The following is a 21516-nucleotide window of genomic DNA, read 5'->3' as shown; positions in this document are numbered from 1 at the left end:
ATCTGACCGTACGCGGGAAAGACATATTATGAAGAACAGGAAGTTTGAAAGTTATATTCTAAAAAACAGAATACCCGGGATCATTCTATCACTGATCATGGTGGGATGCATGATCATCATGGCGTGGCATTTCAGTCTGCCGGACAGGATAAGGAGCAGGACATACAGAAGTATAGCTGATGTGGAATCCAGGGCGAATCCGAACGACAGGGATGTGACGATAACCGTGGATCGGGCGGATTATATAGGATACGATTATTATGTGGATTCTGAGAGGCAGGGCAGGTACTACTACTGTCAGCAGGATGGCAGATATGCCATCCTGCTCATCAGGAGTAACGAAGATGTACTGCTGAATTATACGCTGAGAGGCAGAGTAGTCTCTGCGGATGATGTGTATACATCGATAGTTGATGGCCTTGCACAGGACATGGGGATACCATCCCAGCAGCTTGAGAGCAAGGTATATCCACTCATAATAAGTGAGGTGGATTTTCCGAGGATCTATTATAATATGATGCTGCTGGTTCTTGTGCTGACGGCTCTGTGGGCGTTATATAATATAGTCAGATGTATATACAGTGTGTGCTGTCCATGGAAGGTGTCAGGAATGCAGGTCGTATCGGGCGGAAAGGCAGACAGGAATACTGTCAGGGATATAGATGAACAGCTAAGATACAATCTCTACTATGATCAGGATGGTATAGCCATAACAGACAAATATCTGGTATATCACGGAACCTGGCATACGGATGTGGTGGAACTCAGCACCATAGAGACGTTCAAGAAGCTCAGAACATCGGCGAATATAGGGCCGGCAGACAAAAAGATATACAAACTACTCATGGTGGATGTGGATGGCGTGACATATGAGCAGGACTTCAAGACGGAGGCTGCCATAGATGAAGCATTGTCATATCTGAGAGATTCAGGGAAAAAATAAAACAGTATATGCGGTTCGTTATCAAACGGATCGCACATACTGTTTTTGTTTTGCCTATTGTACTGTGCAGACTATACGTCAAGCTTGTCCTGATCGGAGAGCACTGATGGATCCTCAGATACATCTGAAAGTCCCATGTACTCATCGCCGATTACCGCTGATGTCTCGGCAGCAGCGGCATTTGCAACGGCACCAGTTGCCTCGGCGAGAACATCCTCAGCCTCAGCTACGGTCTCGGTTACGGCCTTTGCGGTTGTCTCATCCGGAATATCCGCTGTGGCTTCCGGGGTTACAACATCCTCGGTTGCGGCTTCTTCGGATGTGGTTTCTTCTGCTCCGGTGGTGTCTTCGTGAAGTGTGAAATATTCACGGTCGCCATCTTCGGTGGAAGCAGCTTTTTCCTTAACCTTGTCCTTGAGCTTGTCATATGTGTCGGATACTGTATTCTTTGCTTTCTGGACTGTCTCGGAATCTTTTACTTTATTGTAGGTATCCTTGATCGTATCCTTTGCCTTCTGGACTGTCTCAGAGTCCTTTACCTTGTGGTATGTTTCAGAGTCCTTGATCTTTTTGACTGTCTCGGAGTCCTTTACTTTGTGGTAAGTATCTGTAGCTGTGGCTTTTGCCTTCTTTACAGTATCATTGTTCTCAACTGTCTGGTAAGCTTTCGTTGTCTTGATCTTGTCTTTGAATAAGTAGCAGACACTTCCTGCAGCGGCAAGAGTGAGCGCCATTTTTGCCAATTTGTTCATGATAAAAATCTCCTTCCCATAGAATATAACCTGTCCATTTATTTTAATATGTATTCGTGTCAAATGCAATAAGTGTGGTGGATTGATTCACAGGAATTAATATTTGCGAATGATATACCGTGTATGATATATTCATCTATAATGGAATGGATAAGTGGAGGTAAAATGGAACATGAATAATAGTGGACAGGATTACAACAAAGAAGAACAGGCGATAAAGGCACTTCAGAAAAACTATTTCCTATGTGCGGCACTCACACTGGCAGTGGGAGTTGGAATGCTCGCATTTACATCATATAAGGTGATCGGAATAATATGCATCGTGCTGTGTGTGGTATTTGGAGTAATGGGTATCGTGCTCGTTGTCAAGCCGGACATGATAGATGTATCAGAGGATGGTGTGATGTCATATAAGAAGAAGGACAAGCCGGACAAAAAGTAAATATATTGTTTTTTATGAAAGGACGATAACATGAACGAATACAAGGACGAAAGGGACATTTTGGAGAAGGACATCAAGGCGCTTGAGGGGAAGTCTGCAACGTATTCAGGGGTTAGATTTGTGATGTTCCTTGCAGCTCTGGCAGGGCTGATAATAGGCATATATGACAACAGAGTGACAGTGCTGATCCTGGGAATAATAGCCGCTGTGGCATTTGTCGCAATGGTGTTTATCCACGGAAAGCTTAGTGAGGAGCTGGAATATAAGAAAGCCAAGTCGGAGGTGCTCAGGAGGTATATAGAGAGATTCGGCGACGGCTGGAAGAAGTTTGAGGACAACGGTGCACAGTATCTCGGCGATGACGATCTGGTTGCAAGGGATATGGACCTTCTTGGACAGAGCTCTCTGTATCAGTTTATCTGTGTTGCGGGAACCGAGGAGGGAAAAAGGGCTCTCGCCGATAGTATACGCGATCCGAAGTACGATATAGCAGACATAGAGAAGCGCCAGGAGGCGATAAAAGAGCTCACTTCAAAGAGAGAGTTCTCGATGGATTTTGAGACCCTCGGTGTGAAGACCGGAATGGGCAAAAAGAAGAAATATACCGCGGATGAATTTGTGGCATACTGCAATGGCGATGACCATATACCTGCGGTGTTCAACATATTGAGATTTTTACTGCCGGCGATAACACTGGTGGCATTTATACTTGGAATAATGGGTGAGATAAACATAGGCTGGACGCTTGTCTCATTCTTTGTTGTGCTTTTGTTCTCCTGGCTTTTTGGCGGAGTTGCGGGTCAGGCTGTCATGCCGATGATCTCATTTGGCTATGTGATAGAGGACTATATAAGAATGTTCGAGCTGATCTCCAGGGAGAATTTCGACAGTGAACTTTTAAATGATATCAAGTCGCATCTGTCAAATGACTCTGGTGCCCTGGCGGCTATAAGAAAACTGAGGACGATAAGTGCGGCGTTCAATATCAGATACAATCCTATAGTTCATCAGATACTGTGTGGACTTATAATGTGGGACTTCCACATAGGCAGGATGATGGACAAATGGAAACAGAAGAATGGACAGAGCGTTGAGGGCTGGATAAAGGCTGTCTCTGATATGGAGGAACTCATGTCATTTGCTGTCCTTTCAAGAACGAGGGAAGTGAGCTATCCACAGGTCGGCGCAAATGCCAGAGTGCATGTCACCGCCAGGGATATGAGACATCCTCTGATAAGCCCTGATACAGTCGTGGCAAATGATGCGGACTTCAAGGGCGGTGCCACGATAATAACCGGAAGTAATATGTCCGGAAAGACGACTTTCCTCAGAACACTGGGTATAAATCTGGTGCTTGCATATGCGGGCGCTCCAGTGTGTGCGGGCTATATGGAGGCTGACAGGATGAAGATATTCACATCCATGAGGGTGACCGATGATGTCAGCAATGGAATATCAACGTTCTATGCAGAGATACTCAGGATAAAGACGATGGTTGAGTACAGAAAAGAGAACAGACCTATGCTCTGTCTTATAGATGAGATATTCAAGGGAACAAATTCTGCTGACAGAATAGTGGGAGCAACACAGGTCATCAGAAAGCTTGCGGGAGCGGGTTCAATGACACTGGTATCGACACACGATTTTGAGCTGTGTGATCTCAAGGCGGAGGACGGAACACCTGCTGCGAACTATCATTTCGAGGAATATTACGAGGGAGACCAGTTGAAATTCGACTATAAGAAGAAGGATGGCAGGTGTACCACGACAAATGCCATGGCGATACTTCACATGGCAGGACTCGACTGATGCTGAAAAATGGCATTATCTGGCATAACAGTAAAAATGCACAAAAAATGCGATTTTTTTAGTGCTATAATTTTTGGGTAATTATGCACAATGACAGTTATCAGTAATAACCAAAAACTTTGTTGAATGATTTTACCAAATATGTTATATTTGGAGTAGTGATTTGAGGGGGATAATACAAGAATATTCGTAAGCCAGACATACGAAAACAAAAGGAGGTAGACATATTATGTTACCAGCAAATATAGGACAGGCAGGGGATAACGCGTTATCAATAGCGGCATCCAGTAATAAAGGAACACTTATTCGTTATCTGAATGATCAGGTTGAGGACGGATTCTATACATTGGTTATAGACAGCCTGAAGGATTCTAATTTTGATCTGTCGACCATGACAGTGGATGACGAGGTTCGTGCTCAGTGTACAAAGCTGTATGAGCTTGCAGAGTTTGTAGACTTCAATATAAAGGCGACCGGACACTATGCGATCGAAGAGTGGATAGAGCCTTTATTCAGATTTGTATATGGTGATATTGACCCTACCGATATAGATGCGCCTGTATCAGCTACAGGTGTTTATCGTTACAGTGTATGGCTGCTGTATCTCTTACAGCTTGAGAAGATCCCAGAGTGCATGAGACTGATCGGGGATAAGATCGCTCCACTTCTCATCAACATTTCATACCAGATACTTGAGGATGATGACAGACCAAAGAACTTTGACAAGGCTCTGCTCGGATACCTGGATTTGATCAATGTGGTTATGGAGATGGATATCTCAGCCAAAGACATAGGATCTGATTCATATATCAACAACCTCGAGGTACTTTATGATTACGTCATCGAGGATGCACATGCACCTAACGATTACAAGATACAGTTATCTATCAATCTCTTCTCTATCTACATTGCGAACAAGCAGTATGAGAAGGCATTCCAGTTCTACGGACTGAACGCAGAGTACATACCTATAGATAACCTGTCAGTATACTCCAACTTCAAGGAGCTCATCAAGAATGTCACAAGCACAGAGGCAGCAAAGATCCTCAGCAGCAAGGTGGCTTCAGAGATCTCCAAGCAGGAGGTATACAACAAGAGGATAGATTCACTGCTTAATGAGACCTGCGCATTTACCAAGAAGGTATATCAGGCCATCGAGAATGAGCCGGAGGTCAAGAAGGTACTTCAGACACTTGGTTCAGGAGCACAGCTCAGCGGACGTCAGAACATTCCTGAGGGAGCATATGAGTACAACAAGCTCTTCATAGAGTGTGGAATCAAGGCATATGTTAACTCTGATATAACACAGAAGTCATATGAGGAGAAGTATGAGAGTCTGGAGATCCTCTCCAAGGCACTCAATGTACTGTTTGAGGGATACAGCTTGTATGAGGTATCGAACAAGATCGAGGATCAGTACATAGAGCTCACATGGTGCTGCAACTTCCTGAACGCCAATCCTTCAATGCTGAAGGCATTCTTCAGTGTAAAGGAGAAGGTAAAGGTATTTGATGTCAGAAAGAAGTCAATTGTTGAGAAGAACAACAAGAACAAAGAGGTTTACTCAATGCTTGACAATAGACAGAAGATCCTTCTGTTCATGGCTGCTGAGGATATGGTCGTTAACGGACTCAACAGTACCAAGAAGATGGTTCTTGCATCAAGCTACGATATCAACACAGCCAAGAAGTACCTGCATGATACATATGTCAGAACAGCTCTTCCTGAGAAGTATAAGGAGGAAAATGAGCAGGGTGGCGGTGGTCTCTTCGGTAAGAAGCAGCAGGCTATGCCGGCTGATCTGGTATCACTGTGTAAGGTAGCTATTGTTGAGGAGATGCTGTGCAAGTCAGAGTACCTGTACCATCAGCACACTCTCAAGGGAATAGACAAGCCATCAAACGAGGAGATGACATACTCTGTAGCATGTCTGATCAAGTGTATCAACCATATGATCAACAAGAAGAGCAAGGCTGCTGCAGCTCCTAACAAGAAGGTCATCATAACCAAGACAGGTAAGGTTATAGAGCTCAACGATGAGTCAGGACAGGCACTAGAGAAGCAGGAGTCAGGAATCATCGAGGCTATAGACAATATAGTTGTCCAGCTCAAGGATAAGAGTGAGAGCAACGTCAAGTATGTAAAGGATTACATTGAGGATCTTATGAATACACTCATGAAATACAACTGGGATATGAATGTACAGCTTGATGAATTCTCAGGTGAGGAACTCAGAAATAAGGCCTTCCTTGTTATTAAGAAGCTCAACTATGATCTTCTCAAGTAATCTGATATTACATGACAATTAAAAATATCAATATATTATGTGAAAAGCACCGGAACAAACTATAAGTTTGTTCCGGTGTTCTTTTTAAGGGTGGAAAAATATAGTTGTATATGCTAGAATAGGTTGGATTTAATAAAGATATAAGATCAGGAGGATAAGAAATGGCAAAATTCATCAAGACACCGGTAAAAGGTATGTGTGATCAGCTTCCGGCTGATATGAGGCTTAGAGAGCATGTGCTTTCAATGATCAAGACAAGTTATTCCAGATTTGGATTTACACAGATAGAGACTCCTGTTATGGAACATATAGAGAATCTTACAAGCAAGCAGGGCGGTGACAATGAGAAGCTTATCTTCAAGGTGATGAAGAGAGGCGCAGACCTTGCGAGAGCCATCGATGCAGGTAAGGGAGAGTTGGCAGACAGCGGACTTAGATACGATCTTACACTTCCACTCTCAAGATATTATGCGAACAACAAGGAGCAGCTTCCAAGCCCATTCAAGGCACTCCAGATCGGACCTGTATTCCGTGCGGATCAGCCACAGAAGGGACGATTCAGAATGTTCACCCAGTGCGATATAGATATACTTGGTGATAATACAAACCTTGCGGAGATAGAGCTTGTGGCAGCCACATCCGATATGCTCTCAAGAATATTCTCTGAGGTGGGAATAACAGATTTTACTATCCACATCAACGACAGACAGATACTCCGTGGTGCTGCGAAGAATGCGGGATTTGCAGAGGAAGACATTGCTTCAATACTCATCAGCCTTGACAAGTATGACAAGATAGGTCTGGATGGCATAAGAGCAGAGCTCACAGAGAACGGATACGACGCAGAGATGGTGGACAAGTATCTTGAGATATACCAGAACCTTGGAGATATGAGCTGCGCTGAGTTCTGTAGGAACATAGACGCTGAGTGCCTTGATCCAAAGGTTATAACCAATATGGACGAGATCATATCAAGTGCAAAGACCATGGTTGCAGATGGCGTAAAGATCGTATTTGACCCTACTCTTGTGAGAGGTATGGGATATTACACAGGACCTATTTTTGAGGTTACAATAGATGACTACAACTTCTCCATCGCCGGCGGCGGAAGATATGACAAGATGGTTGGAAACTTCTGTGGACAGGATGTTCCTGCAACAGGATTTTCAATAGGTTTTGAGAGAATAATCACCATCCTCAAGGACAAGCTTGAGAATGGATACAAGATAGATTCTGACAACGTGGCTATCCTCATTCACAAGGATGTGACACTGGACAAGAAGCTTGAGATCTTCAAGGAGGCAAAGGAACTTCGCCAGGCAGGTAAGACAGTGACTATCCAGATGATGAGAAAGAACATGAAGCAGCAGATAAACATGCTGGAGTCAGAGGGATACACAGAGTTCAAGAAGGTGTACAACGACTAACATACGTTCTGTGGATCACACAGATGTGTAACATCATGACAGAACGTATATGTTACTGAGATATTTAATAAAAGGCTGTATTCACATATCAGGCAGATATGTGAATACAGCCTTTTGTGTTGCGTTATGAATAACAGAAATTATCTTACCATGCCATGCTTTTTCCTGAAGTAGAAAATAAACGGCTTTTCAATGATCCTCTTGAGGGTGATCTGTATCTCCTCGTGGCTTGTGTCTATAGGCTTGACAAGGATAGTGTGTATGCCAAGGCTGGCACTTCCGATGATGTCAGTGTAGATCTGGTCGCCCACGGCGATCGTGTTGTCTATGTTGCAGCCTATCTCGTTCATGGCACGGATGTAGCCCTTTTTCGATGGTTTGCCGGCTTTGAATATGTAATTCACCTTCATCTTTTTGTTGAAAGCGGCAACCCTTGGCTCCTTGTTGTTGGATACCAGACATACCTTGAAGCCCATGGCCTTGAGCTGTTCCATGAGCTGGATCGCTCTGGATGTGGCCGGCTCATTATGTCTCACAAGAGTGTTGTCTATGTCGAACAGTATACCTCTGTATCCCATGTCGTAATACTTTTTGAAATCTATCTTGTATGTGGATGAATAGTATTCATCCGGCAAAAATCTGATCATAGATATCCTCCCAGTTTGTTGTCGATTCATTATACCACAGGTGGACAGACAGTTGTATAAACACTTAATAAAATAATAAAATACCATATCCCGTCACTTTTATGTTTTTAATTTGTGGCAAAACATGTATAATAAAAATGATTAAGTTCAGATATAAGTAAAAATGATGATGGGCATATCAGATATGTATGCCAGTTTGCATATTGGATTAAGAACTTATATAGAATGAGGTGTGGGATATTGCACAGGGCGTATGTTCTAAGAAAAGAAAATAATAAATATATGCTGGATGTTATCAGTCCGTATGAAGCACTGTACAGTTCTGTATTTGGGGTGCAGGCGGATACGCTGTCCTATTCACAGGATGGTATGTGCAGGCGGATGTTCGATGAACTCATAGACAAACTGAATTACAGGGAGAAGATAGTGATAGATAAGCTCTATGGCTACAGACATGACAGATGCAGTGTGCCGGAACTTGCCTGTGAGCTGGAGACCGATGAGGAAGGTGTGAACAGTCTGAAGAACAGTGCGCTGGACAGACTGAGGGATCCGGATAATTACAAATATCTGGAGAAACGGTGGTATTCAGGAACGGATATAACCAACACTGAGTACGAGCTTGATTTCAGGAGAAAGCTCAGAGCGGAGCTTCAGAGATATCTGGCCGGTCAGAAGTCAGATATTGACATTTTAAGTGCGATAATGAGGAGAAATAAGATCTCTGTACAAAGGATATACAGGAATGTGCAGGCGGCAGCTACGGATCAGGGACGGTTTGAGACCTCTATATCAGGGAAGAAGAGTATAGATGATGCTGTAAATGAGCTGAAGGCGTTTAAGATAGCTGCACGTCCTGTTGAGAGCATCAGGAAGAAAAAGTCTGTAAGGGGAAATGTAGAGACCGTGCTCATAACAAATGATGGGATTGAGCAGGCGTATAAATACAGCGGACTCAGCGATGAGGATATAGCGGAGTGCGTGTGTCATGTACTGACGGACAGTGACGAGGGACATGGCTGTATACTTGACTTCAATATGTCAGATGGACTTATGGGACTCCTGTTGCTGAAGGGCTATCTGTATCTCGACAGTCTCATGGAGGACAGAGACAGGATATTGGCGGAGCTTCAGAGTGGAGGCTTTCAGACTCAGGCGGAGGAATTTGCAAAATTTGCGGACAAGGCGGAGATATACATAGCGGATAAGACGCACACGTCCATGACGTTTATTGTTGTGCCGGAGGCTGTTGCGCTTCGAATATATGAGGATAGGCCGGTGGATTACCATGAACTGCTGTCCTGCGCGGAGGAGACGGACAGGGAGTTTGCGGTCATGCTCATAAGAAATGAGAAGAAGGAATTTGCTGACTTTTCGGGACTTACGGTCACCGATGCTGCAAAGCGAAGGCTCAGCGTATTGCAGAGAGACAATGAACATGCAGATGCGGTGTGATATATATTGACTTTAGGAGGAAAAACGATGGGATTGATAGCGGTCAATATCATAGGCTTGATAATGTTCATACTGGCAATAGTAATGTTTGTGCTGGCTGACAGTATGGTGGGAATAGCTATAGGTGTTGCGATCAGTGTAGTGTGGCTGACATTCACCATAACAGCAAATGTACATATACTCAAGGGAAGACGCTCGACGGAGAAGCTCAAGGACAGTGCTAGGGGACATTTGTTTGATGCACAGATAGAGAGACTCAACAGACAGTATGAGAGCATAATGTCCAGGGAGGAATACTTCCAGGAGAATGTGGAGGAGGGCAGTGGTATCCGCAATCTGTACGAGGATATAAAGCAGCAGGCACAGAGCAACATGGACAGTGCCATAGGCTTTATACAGACATACGATTATTACACTAGACCCCAGCCGGTATACCTCGACAATCTGTGCAGACAGGGCGACGAGCTGGTGAGAAAGTTCAATATTCTGGTGGAGAAGATGGTTGATATTGACACCAACCTGAGCTCGCTGGATATGAAATATGTGGATGATGTCATAGAGTGCATGAATGGCATGAGGCAGGATGTCCACAGTCAGGGAATGTAAAAGGAGGAAGAAATGGATAAGAGGACAAAAGGATTAGTGGTAGTCGGAGTGCTGGTGATAATTGCGATGATCGCGGTCATTATCGGAATAGTCGGCAGGAAGGTTATCAACATAGCAGGCGGTGGAAATGGAGGATCATCAAGATCGGATATGACTCTTGATGAGTTATATGCGGATCTCGATGTAAGCGAAGCGACCCCTGTAAAGGGTACGGTCACTCTGGACACTCCGGATCTGTATGCGGAGCTGCCTGAGATAGACAAATATCCACTGGCAGTTGAGGGCAATGGAGACATAGATATAGAGATATTTACATCAGGTGAGAAGGCGGGAAAGGACAACGACTCATGGCTTATAGATGTTGCAAATTCCTTCAACGGTTCTGGTGTGAAGACAGCGGACGGCAAGTCGGTATCGATGAGCGTGAGATCAGTGCCATCCGGTACAGCCGCTGACTATATCATTTCCGGCAAATATCTCCCGGATCTGTACACCCCGAGCAACACCCTGTTCGGAGAGTATGCGATGTCGAACAGCGGCAGCCTTGAGCTTTACGCGGACAGACTGGTTGGAAATACAGCGGGAATCCTTGTGAAGAAGGACAGCGGTTACACTACTGCTGCCGATGCCATAAAGGCCGTTCAGGACAACAAGATCACCATGGGATACACGAACCCACAGACAAGTGCCACAGGACTTAACCTCCTGCTCACGCTGCTTCAGGACGGCGAGGATAACTTTACAAAGTTTAACTCAAACATACCATACGTTGCATATACAACACAGCAGATGAGAGATAGTGCATCAAACGGAACACTCGATGCTATGCTGTCAGAGTATCAGGCATATATCAATGACAGCAATCTCGTGTCAATGTATGATTTCATTGCATTTGGCGTGAGACATGACAATCCTGTATACATATGTAACAAGTCGGGAAAGTCTGCATCAGAGCTTGAGGCCATACAGCTCGTTGTGGATTACTGCAAGAGTGATGATATGCAGACGATCGCGACAAAGAAGGGCTTCAATGCCAACGATGATTATACTGCGATGGAAGAATTCTCCGGTGCACAGGTCACACAGGGACTCAAGACATACAAGAAGACAAAGGATAACGGCAAGGACATCATCGCGGTGTTTGTTGCGGACTGCAGCGGTTCCATGGACGGAGATCCTATGAACCAGCTCAAGAACAGTCTGACAAACGGTGCGCAGTATATCAATGACAACAATTATGTTGGGCTTGTCAGCTACTCAAGCTCAGTTACAGTGGAGGTTCCGATCGCCCAGTTTGACCTGAACCAGAGATCATATTTCCAGGGATCGGTCAACAATCTGATGGCTTCAGGCGGAACGGCTTCGTATGATGCCGTTGTGGTTGCGATGAAGATGATAACCGATGCAAAGGCAGAGCACCCGGATGCAAAGTGTATGCTGTTCCTTCTCAGCGATGGATATGCCAATGTGGGATATTCCATGGATGAGATAACAAGTGCGCTCAGACAGTCGAACATACCTGTATACACGATAGGTTACGGCGGAGATGCTGACACGGATGAGCTTGCAAAGCTCTCAGGAATAAATGAGGCGGCATCTATAAATGCGGACAGTGATGATATTATCTACAAGATAAAGAGCCTGTTCAATTCACAGCTTTAAAATTTATCGGTAAAATACATCATAAAAAACAGTTGCATTCCGTTGGCATATGGAATACAATATAGTCGTTTTTAAGAGACAACTGCATATGATGATAGATCTTCGGGGGTGAGTGCAATTCTCCACCGACGGTGTTAGGGAAACCTTAAGTCCGTGAGCCATGAGGCATGATCCGGTGTGATTCCGGGACCGACAGTATAGTCTGGATGAGAGAAGTATTATATATTCAGAACAGGGTATCTGATGGAAGTCCGTTGTGATGGATTTCGGTGATGGATACCTGAACAAGAGAAAACCCCGAAGTTATCTTCGGGGTTTTCTCTTGTGTTTTGAACAGATACTTCGGAGGCTTGAATGAGCAATATCCGATAGTCTGTCTGTAAAGGTATTAAGTAGGATGGTGGTCATATGGAAAAATATGATATAGATGATGAATTTGATCCGTCATATATGAGACGTGCCATAGAGCTTGCAAGGCGCGGCACTGGAGCAGTGAATCCAAATCCGCTTGTAGGTGCTGTCATAGTGAAGGATGGCAGGATCATAGGAGAGGGATATCATGTGAGATATGGAGAGCTCCACGCTGAGCGCGCAGCATTTGCCAGTCTTAAGGATCAGGCAGATGCCGAGGGCGCAGTCATGTATGTGACGCTTGAGCCGTGCTGCCATTTTGGCAAGCAGCCTCCATGTGTGGACGCGATCATAGAGCACAAGATCAGAAAGGTCTACTGTGGTTCCGATGATCCGAATGCCATGGTGGCAGGAAAAGGTTTTAAGAGACTGCGTGATGCCGGGATAGAGGTGTACACACACTGCCTCAAAGCCGAGTGCGATGCCATAAACGGTATTTTCTTTAAGTATATAGTAAATAAACAGCCGTATGTGACCATGAAATATGCCATGACCATGGATGGCAGGATCGCTACCCACACAGGGGCCAGCAAGTGGATAACCGGTGAGGCATCAAGGGCGTATGTCATGGAACTCAGAAACAGACATAAGGGTATTATGGCGGGCATAGGAACAGTGCTTGCGGATGATCCGATGCTGACATGCAGAATAGAGAAAAGCACGGACAGGGATACTGATAATGTCAGAAATCCGATCAGGATAGTTTGTGACAGCAAGCTCAGGATTCCGGAGGATTCACAGATCGTACAGACAGCCGGGGAGATAGAGACCATAGTTGCCACGACGGCAGCGGGAGCTTCAGACTCAGCAAAGTGTGAGAGACTCAAGGATAAAGGTGTAAGCATCATAGAGACCGAAGATGTGGATGGACAGGTGGATCTAAGGCAGCTCATGACGATCCTCGGCGGGAAAGGCATAGACGGAATACTGCTTGAGGGCGGCGGCGAGCTCAACTACAGCATGGTGTCTGAAGGTCTTGTGGATGAGGCATGTGTATTCATTGCCCCGAAGATATTTGGCGGCGAGGGCAAGTACAGTCCGGTATCCGGAACGGGTGTTGATGTGCCTGCGGATGCACATATGTTTGGACTTGACGAGGTCAGAAGATTTGATGAAGATGTGATGCTCAGATACAAAAAGGTTTAAGAACTTATAGAAAAGAGGTCATACATGTTCACAGGAATAGTAGAAGAGATAGGAACTATAAGAAAGATAGATAAAGGTGTAAGCTCCTGCAGTATCACGGTGCAGGCAGACAAGGTTCTCCATGGAAGCCAGGTTGGAGACAGTATAGCGGTAAACGGTGTGTGTCTTACTGCAACCGGCATATCGGGGAATATCTTTACTGCGGATGTCATGCCTGAGACTTTGAGACGAAGCGGACTTGGACAGCTTACCAGTGGCAGCAGGGTGAACCTTGAGCGTGCCATGGCGGCCGGAGGAAGATTTGGCGGACATATAGTGTCAGGACATATAGATGGAACCGGAACGATCAGAGAGCTCAAAAGGGAGGACAATGCAGTGTGGGTGACAATAGATTGTTCTCCGAAGATACTCAGATACATCATTGAGAAGGGCTCAATAGCCATAGACGGTATAAGCCTTACGGTTGCGTATGTCGATGATACATGCTTTAAGGTGTCGATCATTCCGCACACGGCGGGAGAGACGACGCTGCTGGATGGCAAGCCGGGCAAGGTGGTCAACCTTGAAAATGACGTGGTTGGAAAGTATGTTGAGAAACTGCTTATGCCATACAAAGGTGACGATACAGATGAAAAGCTTTCAAATGGAAATGCTTCAGATAGATCAGGACTTGATATGAAGTTTCTGGCAGAAAATGGATTTATGTAGACAGATATTTTAAGGAGGTAGAGTGATGAGTTTTGAATTCAACTCGATAGAGGAGATCGCTGCAGATCTTGCGGCGGGAAAGCCGGTTGTCATGCTCGACAACGAGGACAGAGAGAATGAGGGAGATGTAATCTGTGCAGCAGAATTTGCTACAACGGAGAATGTCAACTTCATGGCAAAGTGGGCGAGAGGTCTCATATGCATGCCTATGGATGCGTCATATGCGGATAAGCTGAATCTCCCACAGATGTGTATAACCAATACAGATAACCACTGCACAGCATTTTCAGTATCAGTGGATCATGTGGATACAACCACCGGAATCTCAGCCGAGGAGAGAGGCTACACAGCCAGAAAATTTGTGGATGAGAATGCAAAGCCGGATGACTTCAGAAGGCCGGGACATATGTTCCCACTTCAGGCAGTTGCAGGCGGAGTCATAGAGAGAAACGGCCACACAGAGGCTACAGTTGATCTTATGAAGGTTGCAGGACTTAAGCCTTGCGGACTGTGCTGTGAGATCATGAAGGATGACGGAACCATGGCGAGAAAGGATGACCTTGTGGAATTTGCAAAGGTTCATGGCCTTAAGATATCGACCATAGAGAAGCTTGTGCAGTACAGAAAAGAGCATGAAGTATTCGTTGAGTGCGTAGCCAAGGCAAAGCTTCCAACAAAGTATGGTGAGTTTACGATCTGTGGATATATCAACAAGCTGAACGGTGAACATCACGTGGCACTCACAATGGGTGATATAGCTGACGGCAAGCCTGTTCTCTGCCGTGTGCACAGCGAGTGCCTCACAGGCGATTGCTTCGGCTCACAGAAGTGTGACTGCGGACAGCAGCTCGATGCGGCCATGAAGGCCATTGCCAAGGAAGGCAGAGGCGTGCTCCTGTACATGAGACAGGAGGGCAGAGGAATCGGCCTTATCAACAAGATCAAGGCATATGCGCTTCAGGATCAGGGGCTTGACACCGTTGAGGCAAACCTCAAGCTTGGTTTCCCTGATGATGCAAGGGATTACACCATAGGAACACAGATACTTGTGGATCTCGGAATCAGACAGATCAGACTCCTCACCAACAATCCACTCAAGGTATACGGCCTTGCAGGCTACAATCTTGAGATCGTGGAGAGAGTTCCTATAGAGATAGAGCCAACCAAGTTTGACGCATTTTATCTCAAGACAAAAAAAGAGAAAATGGGTCATATGTTACACGAAGTCTAATATTTCATAAGGAGGGGCTGGGTAAGCTCCGATATAGAATAAGGAGGATAAATCAGATGAATAAGGTAGAAGGAAAGTTAGTAGCAAATGGAGCAAAGATAGGTATAGTAGCAGCGAGATTCAATGAGTTCATAGTTTCAAAGCTCGTCAGCGGTGCAGAGGATGCGCTTCTCCGTCATGATGTGAATGCAGACGACATCACAGTTGCATGGGTTCCGGGTGCATTTGAGATCCCTGTAATCGCAAAGAAGATGGCTGCAAGCGGCAAGTATGACGCTGTTATCTGTCTTGGTGCTGTTATCCGTGGTGCGACAAGCCACTATGATTATGTGTGCAACGAGGTTTCAAAGGGCGTTGCCTCAGTATCACTTGAGACAGGTGTACCTGTAATGTTCGGAGTTGTTACAACAGAGAATATCGAGCAGGCCATCGAGCGTGCAGGAACAAAGGCCGGCAACAAGGGTTATGACTGCGCTATGGGAGCTCTTGAGATGATCGACCTCATGAAGCAGTTGTAATGCAGACTGCAGAAAATGCGATATAATGAAGCATGCTGATGCATGCGCAGGTTATCAAGTGAAAATATAATGCGTACAGAAGATACAGGCACGTGTAGTTATAATACATGTGCCTGTAAATATATGACAGGATGGATATAATATATGAAAAGCACAGACAGGAAGATATTGTTCTTTGATATAGACGGAACGCTTATAACCGAGGACGGAAGGAGATACTTCCCGGACAGCGCAAGGCATGCGCTGGCGCAGGCGAGAGCCAACGGACATCTGGTGTTCATCAACACTGGCAGGGTTTACTGTAATGTCACTGATGAGATCAAGGCTGCGGGTTTTGATGGCTTTGTGTGTGGCTGCGGAACATCCATTTACTATGACGGCAAAGAGCTGTTCCACAATGATGTCAGCAGGGATGTGTGCAGGGATATAGCTTATGCATGCCGCAGATATGACATGTTTGGAATGTATGAGCACAGAGACAAGGTGTACGTGGACGGTCAGAACATGGGAAATGAACTCCTTGCAGAGATGGTCAGATACTTCCGGGCAAATGGAATATTTGTTGGGGAGGATGTGGACTCGGATGACTTTGAATTCGACAAGTTCTGCTGCTGGTTCGCGGATGACAATAAAAATGTTCCTGAGTTCCGCGCGTATGTATCACAGCATTTTGACTATATCGACAGAGGTTCAAATTTCTGCGAGATAGTTCCCAAGGGATTCAGTAAGGCGACAGGTATACAGTATCTTCTGGATTATTTTGATATTCCGCTTGAAAATGCATATGCATTTGGTGATGGCAACAATGACGCACCTATGTTATTATATTGTCCGAACAGCATAATCATGGAGAAGGGGCCGGAGGAGCTCAAAAGACAGGTTATGATGGTCACAGACGATGCGGAGAATGATGGAATATATAAGGCTATGGTGAAGCTTGGGATCATAGAGCCGATGGAATAGCTGGTTCATTTTGCCGGTCAATAATTATTAGAGTTGGAGATTTATATGGAAGAACAGGAAGAGAACAAGAAGGTGACGCTGCTCGATCAGTTGTCGATAGCGGTCAGCAGTCCGAAGAATTACAAACAACTGGTTAAGCTGAAGACGGGACGCCTTGTGTGGTTTGTGGTGATCATATCCTTTTTACTGGCATTTATAGAGTTTGGAATAGACGCCATATTCTGGGTTGGCAAGGTCGGAGGTCTGAGAAATCTCATAACAAATAAGATCCCGGCATTCACATATCATGACAATAAGCTCGACATGGAACACGATATGCAGCTTGAGATAGGAAATGCTACTCTGTACATCAACACGGAGAATGCGTCAGTGAACCTTGACTCCATGGAAACGGATGGAGTGTACATCGCCATAGGAAGTGAGAATATAGTCATGGGAATGGTCTCAGATGGCAAGGGCTATGATTACATGGAGACACCGCTCAAATACATGTTCCTGCCGGATGGCTTCAACAATAGCAAGCTGGCGGTACTGACACCGGTATTTTATATGTACATGGTGATCATGTTCATTGCGGTGATGGTGGCATCGGCGGGCAGACAGCTTCTCCTTGCGCTGATATTCAGTATAGCGGGCAATAGACTTGCAAGAATTCTCAACACGGGACTGTCCTACGGCAAGGTATTTACGATATGTGTCTATGCACAGACTCTGGCGGTGTTCATAATGTCGGTCAACACTGCTCTTGGATATCTGTTATCCTCGTTTGTTGTATGGATCATCGCACTTGTCGTGTCCATGGTATTTATGAACAAAGCTATAGGAAGCTATGTGAGTGGAGATATACCGCCGGGAGATGTGTTCTGATAAGGCGGTCATTTGGTTTGAATAGGTGGAGGCATATATGGAGATAGAGAGAAAATACCTTGTACATGAGATACCTGTCGATCTGACAAAATATCAGGTGAAGCACATGGAACAGATGTATGTGTCCGTGAAGCCGGTCATAAGGATCAGGAGAACGGACGACAGACGTGTGCTCACGGTCAAATCCAAGGGACTGCTCAGCAGGCAGGAATTCGAGATGGATCTGGACGAGGATGAATACAGGAATCTCAGATGTAAGGCAGACGGCAATATAATAGAGAAGGACCGGTATATAATACCGCTTTCCGATACAGACGGAACCTGTGGTGACAGTGAAGTGGACAGGGAACTGAAGATCGAGCTGGACGTGTTCGACGGGATATTTGGCGGACTCACCTATGCTGAGGTTGAATTCCCGGAGGAGAAATTTGCAAATACATTTGTGCCGCCAACGTGGTTTGGCAGGGATGTGACTGAGGACGGTATCTATCAGAACAGCGCCCTGAGCGGCATGGACAGACGTGATATAGACAGTTTTGTAAAGAGTGCGAATAAGGAGGAAAAGTGATGAAGGCAAGAGTTTTATTTGCAACAGGTTATGAAGAGGTAGAGGCTCTCACGGTGGTGGATCTCTTGAGGAGAGCCGGAGTTGAGTGCCTGATGGTGTCGGCTGACGATCAGGATACAGTGACAGGAGCGCGCGGCATGGAGGTCACGATGGATGAGAAGTTATCAGAGATCGATGACCAGTGCGATCTTGTAGTTCTTCCTGGAGGTATTCCGGGGGTTCCGAACCTCAAGACAAATTCAAAGGTTCAGGCCATGGTCAAGGCACAGAATGACAGAGGCGGTTATGTGGCTGCTATCTGTGCGGGACCTACAGCACTTGGCGCATTTGGCGTGCTTGCGGACAAGAATGCAACATGTTATCCGGGATGTGAGGATCAGCTCATGGCGAAGCGCCACAGCACGGAGCCGGTAGTGGTGGACGGAAATGTGATCACCAGCAGAGGAGTGGGAACAGCCATAGAATTTGCACTTAAGCTGGTTGAGATACTCATAGACAGACAGACTGCGGACGATCTCGCAGAGAAGATAGTATATAAGAGATAATGAATATAAAAATATCAGTTAGGAGCCTGGTGGAATTCATCTTCCGCAGTGGCGATATAAGTGATAGCAGTAGTGGGACTCTGTCCAGAGAAGCGATGAATGCGGGTAGCAGGATTCACAGGAAGCTTCAGAAAAGGGCAGGGTCTCATTATAATTCAGAGGTGCCGCTCCGGTATACAGAGGAGCTTGGCGGACATCTGATAACTGTGGAGGGCCGGGCTGATGGAATCATAGACAGATGCGGTGGCGAACAGGAAGAGTCCGGGGATATTGACGACGGCTTTGACATGGCAGAGGGGTATGCTGTGGACTTCCATGACAGCGATGTGCTTATAGATGAGATAAAGGGCATATACAGGAACCTCGATGACATGGAGAGCCCGCAGCGCGTCCACGTGGCCCAGGCGATGTGCTATGCGTATATATATTCAAAAGAGAATAATTATAGCTGGATAGATGTAAGGATAAGTTATGTAAACCTTGACAGCGAGAAGGAGAAGTTCTTCAGGCGGAGATATTCATTTGGCTATCTGGAGAAATGGTTCAGCTCAATGATGGCGGAGCTTTGCAAATGGATTGATCTGGTGGAAAAGCATCAGCTCATGAGAAATCAGTCCATCTCGGACATGGAGTTCCCATTTGAGTACAGGAAGGGCCAGAAGGAGATGGCTCTGTATGTGTACAGGGCTATTGAGCAGGAAAAACATCTGTATGTCCAGGCACCAACTGGAATCGGAAAGACCATGGCGGCGGTGTACCCGTCCATAAAATCCATGGTTCAGGGACATGTGTCGAAAATATTCTATCTGACAGCCAAGACCATAGCCCACACTGTGTCGAGAAATGCGGTGGAGCTGCTGGAGGACAGAGGTCTCAGGCTTAAGACTGTAATACTCACGGCAAAAGAGAAGATATGCTGTCAGGAACAGGTGGATTGCAATCCTGCGGTATGTCCGTATGCCGAGGGGCATTTTGACAGGGTAAATGATGCGCTGTACGACGTGGTATTACATGAGACGGTGGTTGACAGAGATGTGGTAATACGGTACGCACAGGCTCACAGGGTGTGTCCGTTTGAGTTGAGCCTTGATGTGAGTCTGTTTGCTGACATGGTGATATGTGACTATAACTATGTCTTTGATCCGAGGGCGAGCCTCAAGAGGTTCTTTGCGGCGGAGGGCGGTAAGCCGGGAGATTATGTATTCCTTGTGGATGAGGCGCACAACCTTGTGGACAGGGCTTCGTCCATGTACAGTGCGGAGATTGTGAAGGAGGACTTTCTGGAGCTCAAGAAGCTCACAGCCCAGTATGGCGGCCGTATGGCAAGACATATAGGAAGCTGCAACAGAGAGCTGCTTACGATGAAGAAGGAGGTTCCTGAGGAGGGATACAGGGTGCTCTCGAGCATAGCACCTCTTCACCTGAAATTGCTCAGCCTCCATGAAGCAATACAGCTCTTTCTGGAGGAGCACAGGCAGATCCCGGAGAGAAAGGAAGTCCTGAACTTTTATTTTAATCTCACTTCATTTCTGAACATTGCGGAGATGATGGATGAGAATTATGTCGTGTATGACGAGATAAGGGATGACGGAAGATTTGTGGTGAGACTGTACTGCGTCAAGCCTGCAGTTAACATAAGAAACTGCTTGGACAAAGGGCTTGCCACGGTGTTTTTCTCGGCTACGATACTTCCTGTCAGATATTATATGGAGATGCTGTCGGACTGCCCGGAGGACAGGGCAATATACATCCCGTCTCCATTTTCTGCGGAGAACAGGAAGATAATGATAGCAAATGATGTCACGACCAGATACACGAACCGTAATGAGGCGATGTACAGGAACATTTACAGCTATATAGAGCGCGTGATAAGTGCGAGACCGGGCAACTATATGGTGTTCTTTCCATCGTATGCCATGCTGGAGAAGGTGCATGTGCTCACTGAAGAGCTTCCAGAGTCTCTTGGGGTGGAAGTTATAGCCCAGGAACAATACATGACGGAGAGCGACAGAGAGAGCTTTCTGAGGGCATTTGAGGAGAAGGACAATGTGCTGGCACTGTGTATCATGGGCGGAATATTCTCCGAGGGAATCGATCTGACTGGTGACAGGCTGATAGGAGCGATAATAGTCGGACCCGGTCTTCCCCAGGTGTGCACGGAGAGAAAGCTGATGATGGATTACTTCGACAGCAGAACCGCGGCGGACGAAAAAGAGGCTGCATCCGACAGGAATGGATTCAGATATGCGTACCAGTACCCGGGAATAAACAAGGTATTTCAGGCTGCCGGAAGAGTCATAAGGACGGAGACGGATCAGGGGATAATACTTCTGATAGACGAGAGATTTGCCACCAGGCGTTACACGGAGCTGTTTCCTGTGGAATGGAATGACAGCGTGATATGCAACATGCAAAATGTGGACGGGATCCTTGAACAGTTCTGGGATTATAAAAGTAAAGAGATTTAAATATACAAAAGCATAATACAGTGCTATAATGGACACCTGATGAAGCCGGAGCGGCGGTAAA

Annotated in this window: 19 protein-coding genes and 1 riboswitch; of the genes, 17 read left to right on the top strand and 2 right to left on the bottom strand. The window is 45.8% G+C overall.

Annotated features, from left to right (window positions below; all coding sequences use genetic code 11):
• Positions 1-28 precede the first annotated feature (28 nt).
• Positions 29-943 (top strand): hypothetical protein, encoded by a 915-nt coding sequence (locus ABUA31_RS09665; protein ID WP_022215905.1) that lies wholly within the window; start codon positions 29-31, stop codon positions 941-943.
• Positions 944-1014: 71 nt separating this feature from the next.
• On the opposite strand, the gene ABUA31_RS09660 is transcribed toward ABUA31_RS09665, so the two are convergent.
• Positions 1015-1695, bottom strand: coding sequence for a hypothetical protein (locus tag ABUA31_RS09660; protein WP_173795709.1), 681 nt, complete (start codon positions 1693-1695; stop codon positions 1015-1017).
• 172 nt (positions 1696-1867) lie between these two features.
• On the opposite strand from ABUA31_RS09660, the gene ABUA31_RS09655 reads away from it, so the two are divergent.
• The 4 genes from ABUA31_RS09655 (at position 1868) to hisS (ending at position 7660) form a co-directional block, all read left to right on the top strand.
• Positions 1868-2137 carry a hypothetical protein gene (locus ABUA31_RS09655; RefSeq protein WP_015533920.1) on the top strand — a complete coding sequence of 90 codons (270 nt, stop codon included), beginning with the start codon at positions 1868-1870 and terminating at the stop codon, positions 2135-2137.
• Between the two features lie 30 nt (positions 2138-2167).
• Positions 2168-3946 carry a MutS-related protein gene (locus ABUA31_RS09650; protein ID WP_349818737.1) on the top strand — a complete coding sequence of 593 codons (1779 nt, stop codon included), beginning with the start codon at positions 2168-2170 and terminating at the stop codon, positions 3944-3946.
• 229 nt (positions 3947-4175) lie between these two features.
• Positions 4176-6233 carry a hypothetical protein gene (locus ABUA31_RS09645; RefSeq protein WP_022215908.1) on the top strand — a complete coding sequence of 686 codons (2058 nt, stop codon included), beginning with the start codon at positions 4176-4178 and terminating at the stop codon, positions 6231-6233.
• A 161-nt stretch (positions 6234-6394) separates the two neighbouring features.
• A complete protein-coding gene (hisS, locus tag ABUA31_RS09640; RefSeq protein ID WP_349818736.1) occupies positions 6395-7660 on the top strand; it encodes a histidine--tRNA ligase in 1266 nt (421 codons plus the stop codon).
• A gap of 140 nt (positions 7661-7800) precedes the next feature.
• Here the strand turns inward: hisS and ABUA31_RS09635 are convergent, their stop codons facing one another.
• Positions 7801-8307 carry a YqeG family HAD IIIA-type phosphatase gene (locus ABUA31_RS09635; protein ID WP_015533916.1) on the bottom strand — a complete coding sequence of 169 codons (507 nt, stop codon included), beginning with the start codon at positions 8305-8307 and terminating at the stop codon, positions 7801-7803.
• A 282-nt stretch (positions 8308-8589) separates the two neighbouring features.
• On the opposite strand from ABUA31_RS09635, the gene ABUA31_RS09630 reads away from it, so the two are divergent.
• The 12 genes from ABUA31_RS09630 to ABUA31_RS09575 all read left to right on the top strand — a co-directional run bounded on the left by ABUA31_RS09630 (position 8590) and on the right by ABUA31_RS09575 (position 21455).
• Entirely contained in the window at positions 8590-9762 is a 1173-nt protein-coding gene (locus ABUA31_RS09630; protein ID WP_117875029.1) for a hypothetical protein, read from the top strand.
• A gap of 27 nt (positions 9763-9789) precedes the next feature.
• The gene (locus tag ABUA31_RS09625) at positions 9790-10368 is read left to right on the top strand and encodes a hypothetical protein (RefSeq protein ID WP_117875027.1); all 579 of its coding nucleotides are present in this window, start codon (positions 9790-9792) and stop codon (positions 10366-10368) included.
• A gap of 12 nt (positions 10369-10380) precedes the next feature.
• Complete coding sequence (locus tag ABUA31_RS09620; RefSeq protein WP_349818735.1) at positions 10381-12030, top strand: vWA domain-containing protein; 1650 nt, start codon at positions 10381-10383, stop codon at positions 12028-12030.
• Positions 12031-12124: 94 nt separating this feature from the next.
• Positions 12125-12252, top strand: a riboswitch (FMN riboswitch).
• 186 nt (positions 12253-12438) lie between these two features.
• A complete protein-coding gene (gene ribD, locus ABUA31_RS09615) occupies positions 12439-13587 on the top strand; it encodes a bifunctional diaminohydroxyphosphoribosylaminopyrimidine deaminase/5-amino-6-(5-phosphoribosylamino)uracil reductase RibD (RefSeq protein WP_015533912.1) in 1149 nt (382 codons plus the stop codon).
• A 24-nt stretch (positions 13588-13611) separates the two neighbouring features.
• Entirely contained in the window at positions 13612-14295 is a 684-nt protein-coding gene (locus tag ABUA31_RS09610; RefSeq protein WP_349818734.1) for a riboflavin synthase, read from the top strand.
• 25 nt (positions 14296-14320) lie between these two features.
• Positions 14321-15526, top strand: a complete 1206-nt coding sequence (locus ABUA31_RS09605; RefSeq protein ID WP_022215912.1) for a bifunctional 3,4-dihydroxy-2-butanone-4-phosphate synthase/GTP cyclohydrolase II — start codon at positions 14321-14323, stop codon at positions 15524-15526.
• A gap of 56 nt (positions 15527-15582) precedes the next feature.
• Entirely contained in the window at positions 15583-16044 is a 462-nt protein-coding gene (gene ribH / locus ABUA31_RS09600; RefSeq protein WP_015533909.1) for a 6,7-dimethyl-8-ribityllumazine synthase, read from the top strand.
• 144 nt (positions 16045-16188) lie between these two features.
• Positions 16189-17007, top strand: a complete 819-nt coding sequence (locus tag ABUA31_RS09595) for a Cof-type HAD-IIB family hydrolase (RefSeq protein ID WP_015533908.1) — start codon at positions 16189-16191, stop codon at positions 17005-17007.
• A gap of 45 nt (positions 17008-17052) precedes the next feature.
• Entirely contained in the window at positions 17053-17874 is an 822-nt protein-coding gene (locus tag ABUA31_RS09590) for a DUF1189 domain-containing protein (protein WP_015533907.1), read from the top strand.
• A 37-nt stretch (positions 17875-17911) separates the two neighbouring features.
• Positions 17912-18442 carry a CYTH domain-containing protein gene (locus ABUA31_RS09585; protein ID WP_015533906.1) on the top strand — a complete coding sequence of 177 codons (531 nt, stop codon included), beginning with the start codon at positions 17912-17914 and terminating at the stop codon, positions 18440-18442.
• Positions 18442-18987 carry a DJ-1 family glyoxalase III gene (locus ABUA31_RS09580; protein ID WP_015533905.1) on the top strand — a complete coding sequence of 182 codons (546 nt, stop codon included), beginning with the start codon at positions 18442-18444 and terminating at the stop codon, positions 18985-18987. Before ABUA31_RS09585 ends, ABUA31_RS09580 begins: the two co-directional genes overlap by 1 nt.
• Positions 18987-21455, top strand: a complete 2469-nt coding sequence (locus ABUA31_RS09575; protein WP_015533904.1) for an ATP-dependent DNA helicase — start codon at positions 18987-18989, stop codon at positions 21453-21455. Before ABUA31_RS09580 ends, ABUA31_RS09575 begins: the two co-directional genes overlap by 1 nt.
• Positions 21456-21516: the final 61 nt, after the last annotated feature.

It is taken from the genome of Coprococcus sp. RTP31081st1_H1_RTP31081_211007 (genome assembly GCF_040227275.1).
Taxonomy (GTDB): domain Bacteria; phylum Bacillota; class Clostridia; order Lachnospirales; family Lachnospiraceae; genus Coprococcus; species Coprococcus aceti.
This window is presented reverse-complemented; position numbering and strand designations above follow the sequence as displayed.

What these genes read in the sequence shown, in the direction of transcription:
- ABUA31_RS09665 (WP_022215905.1), top strand. Translation starts at nt 29, where the DNA reads ATGAAGAACAGGAAGTTTGAAAGTTATATTCTAAAAAACAGAATACCC.
- ABUA31_RS09660 (WP_173795709.1), bottom strand. Translation starts at nt 1,695, where the DNA reads ATGAACAAATTGGCAAAAATGGCGCTCACTCTTGCCGCTGCAGGAAGT.
- ABUA31_RS09655 (WP_015533920.1), top strand. Translation starts at nt 1,868, where the DNA reads ATGAATAATAGTGGACAGGATTACAACAAAGAAGAACAGGCGATAAAG.
- ABUA31_RS09650 (WP_349818737.1), top strand. Translation starts at nt 2,168, where the DNA reads ATGAACGAATACAAGGACGAAAGGGACATTTTGGAGAAGGACATCAAG.
- ABUA31_RS09645 (WP_022215908.1), top strand. Translation starts at nt 4,176, where the DNA reads ATGTTACCAGCAAATATAGGACAGGCAGGGGATAACGCGTTATCAATA.
- hisS (WP_349818736.1), top strand. Translation starts at nt 6,395, where the DNA reads ATGGCAAAATTCATCAAGACACCGGTAAAAGGTATGTGTGATCAGCTT.
- ABUA31_RS09635 (WP_015533916.1), bottom strand. Translation starts at nt 8,307, where the DNA reads ATGATCAGATTTTTGCCGGATGAATACTATTCATCCACATACAAGATA.
- ABUA31_RS09630 (WP_117875029.1), top strand. Translation starts at nt 8,590, where the DNA reads ATGCTGGATGTTATCAGTCCGTATGAAGCACTGTACAGTTCTGTATTT.
- ABUA31_RS09625 (WP_117875027.1), top strand. Translation starts at nt 9,790, where the DNA reads ATGGGATTGATAGCGGTCAATATCATAGGCTTGATAATGTTCATACTG.
- ABUA31_RS09620 (WP_349818735.1), top strand. Translation starts at nt 10,381, where the DNA reads ATGGATAAGAGGACAAAAGGATTAGTGGTAGTCGGAGTGCTGGTGATA.
- ribD (WP_015533912.1), top strand. Translation starts at nt 12,439, where the DNA reads ATGGAAAAATATGATATAGATGATGAATTTGATCCGTCATATATGAGA.
- ABUA31_RS09610 (WP_349818734.1), top strand. Translation starts at nt 13,612, where the DNA reads ATGTTCACAGGAATAGTAGAAGAGATAGGAACTATAAGAAAGATAGAT.
- ABUA31_RS09605 (WP_022215912.1), top strand. Translation starts at nt 14,321, where the DNA reads ATGAGTTTTGAATTCAACTCGATAGAGGAGATCGCTGCAGATCTTGCG.
- ribH (WP_015533909.1), top strand. Translation starts at nt 15,583, where the DNA reads ATGAATAAGGTAGAAGGAAAGTTAGTAGCAAATGGAGCAAAGATAGGT.
- ABUA31_RS09595 (WP_015533908.1), top strand. Translation starts at nt 16,189, where the DNA reads ATGAAAAGCACAGACAGGAAGATATTGTTCTTTGATATAGACGGAACG.
- ABUA31_RS09590 (WP_015533907.1), top strand. Translation starts at nt 17,053, where the DNA reads ATGGAAGAACAGGAAGAGAACAAGAAGGTGACGCTGCTCGATCAGTTG.
- ABUA31_RS09585 (WP_015533906.1), top strand. Translation starts at nt 17,912, where the DNA reads ATGGAGATAGAGAGAAAATACCTTGTACATGAGATACCTGTCGATCTG.
- ABUA31_RS09580 (WP_015533905.1), top strand. Translation starts at nt 18,442, where the DNA reads ATGAAGGCAAGAGTTTTATTTGCAACAGGTTATGAAGAGGTAGAGGCT.
- ABUA31_RS09575 (WP_015533904.1), top strand. Translation starts at nt 18,987, where the DNA reads ATGAATATAAAAATATCAGTTAGGAGCCTGGTGGAATTCATCTTCCGC.